The sequence below is a fragment of the Marivita lacus genome, assembly GCF_014637725.1.
Taxonomy (GTDB): domain Bacteria; phylum Pseudomonadota; class Alphaproteobacteria; order Rhodobacterales; family Rhodobacteraceae; genus Marivita; species Marivita lacus.
On record NZ_BMFC01000038.1, the window covers coordinates 1 to 2,500 of the forward strand.

Sequence of the window (2,500 nt, forward strand, 5' to 3'; positions counted from 1 at the left end):
TTGATTTAGCGTAGTATTTATGGTTGCGGGGACAGGATTTGAACCTGTGACCTTCAGGTTATGAGCCTGACGAGCTACCGGGCTGCTCCACCCCGCGACAGGGGAAAGTTTAGAGAGATACGGGATTGAGGCTTACTAGGTTTGGCGGTGACCTACTCTCCCACGACTTGAGTCGCAGTACCATTGGCGCGGTGGCACTTAACGGCCGGGTTCGGAAAGGGACCGGGTGTATTGCTCACGCTATGACCACCAAACCGAGAAAGCCTCAATGACGCATGTATTGAGCGTCTGTGTTGTCCAAGCCAAGTATGTTCACTTGGTGTTTGTGCTTTTGATCATGGTCCAGATTTTCAGGGTGTGCGAAGGAGCGTTTTAGTTTGTAAAACGCGCTGCGTCGCACTGGCCGTCTTCCTTTGTGAAGACGTCCTGATTTTGTTGTTACTGGATCAAATCAAGCCTATCGGGCCATTAGTACCGGTCAGCTGAACGCATTGCTGCGCTTACACCTCCGGCCTATCGACGTGGTGGTCTACCACGGCCCTCAGGGATACCTTGTTTTGAGGGGGGCTTCCCGCTTAGATGCCTTCAGCGGTTATCCTTTCCGATCATAGCTACCCTGCACTGCGGCTGGCGCCACAACAGGTCCACCAGTGGATCGTTCACCCCGGTCCTCTCGTACTAGGGGCAACTCCTCTCAAGTATCCTACACCCACGGCAGATAGGGACCGAACTGTCTCACGACGTTCTAAACCCAGCTCACGTACCTCTTTAAACGGCGAACAGCCGTACCCTTGGGACCTGCTCCAGCCCCAGGATGAGATGAGCCGACATCGAGGTGCCAAACACTGCCGTCGATATGGACTCTTGGGCAGTATCAGCCTGTTATCCCCGGCGTACCTTTTATCCGTTGAGCGATGGCCCTCCCACTTGGGACCACCGGATCACTATGGCCGTCTTTCGACTCTGCTCGACTTGTCAGTCTTGCAGTCAGGCTGGCTTCTGCCATTGCACTCAACGAGCGATTTCCGACCGCTCTGAGCCAACCTTCGCGCGCCTCCGTTACGCTTTAGGAGGCGACCGCCCCAGTCAAACTACCCACCACGCAGGGTCCCGGATCCGGATAACGGACCGCGGTTAGACATCAAGAGTGCGAAGGGTGGTATCTCAAGGGAGGCTCCACGGGAACTGGCGTTCCCGCTTCAAAGCCTACCACCTATCCTGCACATCACAATCCTGATGCCAATGCGAAGTTGTAGTAAAGGTGCACGGGGTCTTTCCGTCTAACCGCGGGAAGCCTGCATCTTGACAGGCAATTCAATTTCGCTGAGTCGATGTTGGAGACAGCGGGGAAGTCGTTACGCCATTCGTGCAGGTCGGAACTTACCCGACAAGGAATTTCGCTACCTTAGGACCGTTATAGTTACGGCCGCCGTTTACCTGGGCTTCAATTCAGAGCTCTCACCCCTCCTTTTAACCTTCAGGCACCGGGCAGGCGTCAGACCCTATACGTCGTCTTGCGACTTCGCAGAGCCCTGTGTTTTTAATAAACAGTCGCCACCCCCTGGTTTGTGCCCCCAGCCCCTAGTTGCCTAGGAACCGGGCCTCCTTCTCGCGAACTTACGGAGGTATTTTGCCGAGTTCCTTCAACATCGTTCTCTCAAGCGCCTTGGTATGCTCTACCAGTCCACCTGTGTCGGTTTAGGGTACGGTCTGATGATGGAGCTATTTCCAGGAACTGCTGAACGGCCCCTCCAATCCGATAAGGAGGAACAATCTTCGCAATCCGTCACTTCCATCTGGCCCACGAATATTAACGTGGTTCCCATCGCCTACGCCTTTCGGCCTCGGCTTAGGGGCCGGCTTACCCTGCTCAGATTAGCTTTAAGCAGGAACCCTTGGACTTTCGGCGAGAGTGTCTCTCACACTCTTTGTCGCTACTCATGTCATCATTCTCGCTAGTGATCTCTCCACCGGATCCCTCACAGGCCGGCTTCACAGAAAAGACTTCGTCTTTTCTGATCTCTTATTTGCACTACCGCCTGCGGCTACTTGAGTGCGAACACCCTGTAACCACCGTTGGTCTTGCAAAAGATCAGTAAGACGCAGTCCTATGTCACACTACGCTCTGCTACCATGCACTATGTGCATCCTAAGCTTCGGCTCATGGCTTGAGCCCCGTTACATCTTCGCCGCAGGACAACTTGTTTAGACCAGTGAGCTGTTACGCTATCTTTAAAGGATGGCTGCTTCTAAGCCAACCTCCTGGTTGTTTTGGTCGTCCCACCTGCTTTCCCACTTAGCCATGAATTGGGGGCCTTAGCTGTAGGTCAGGGTTGTTTCCCTCTCCACAACGGACGTTAGCATCCGCTGTGTGTCTGCCATCTAGTACTCCCCGGTATTCGGAGTTTGGTTAGGATCAGTAAGCCTGTGGGGCCCCATTACCCATCCAGTGCTCTACCCCCGGGGGTATTCGGATGACGCTCTACCTAAATAGATTTCG

The 2,500-nt window shown here is 54.1% G+C and carries 1 tRNA gene and 2 rRNA genes (1 of these 3 cut by a window edge); all 3 read right to left on the reverse strand.

The features are described 5' to 3' along the window. Positions 1-20 precede the first annotated feature (20 nt). Positions 21-97: transfer RNA gene (locus IEV82_RS23180), tRNA-Met, on the reverse strand. 42 nt (positions 98-139) lie between these two features. After that, positions 140-254 (reverse strand): 5S ribosomal RNA (gene rrf / locus IEV82_RS23185). Between the two features lie 193 nt (positions 255-447). Further along, positions 448-2,500, reverse strand: a 23S ribosomal RNA gene (locus IEV82_RS23190); it runs 841 nt beyond the window's last position.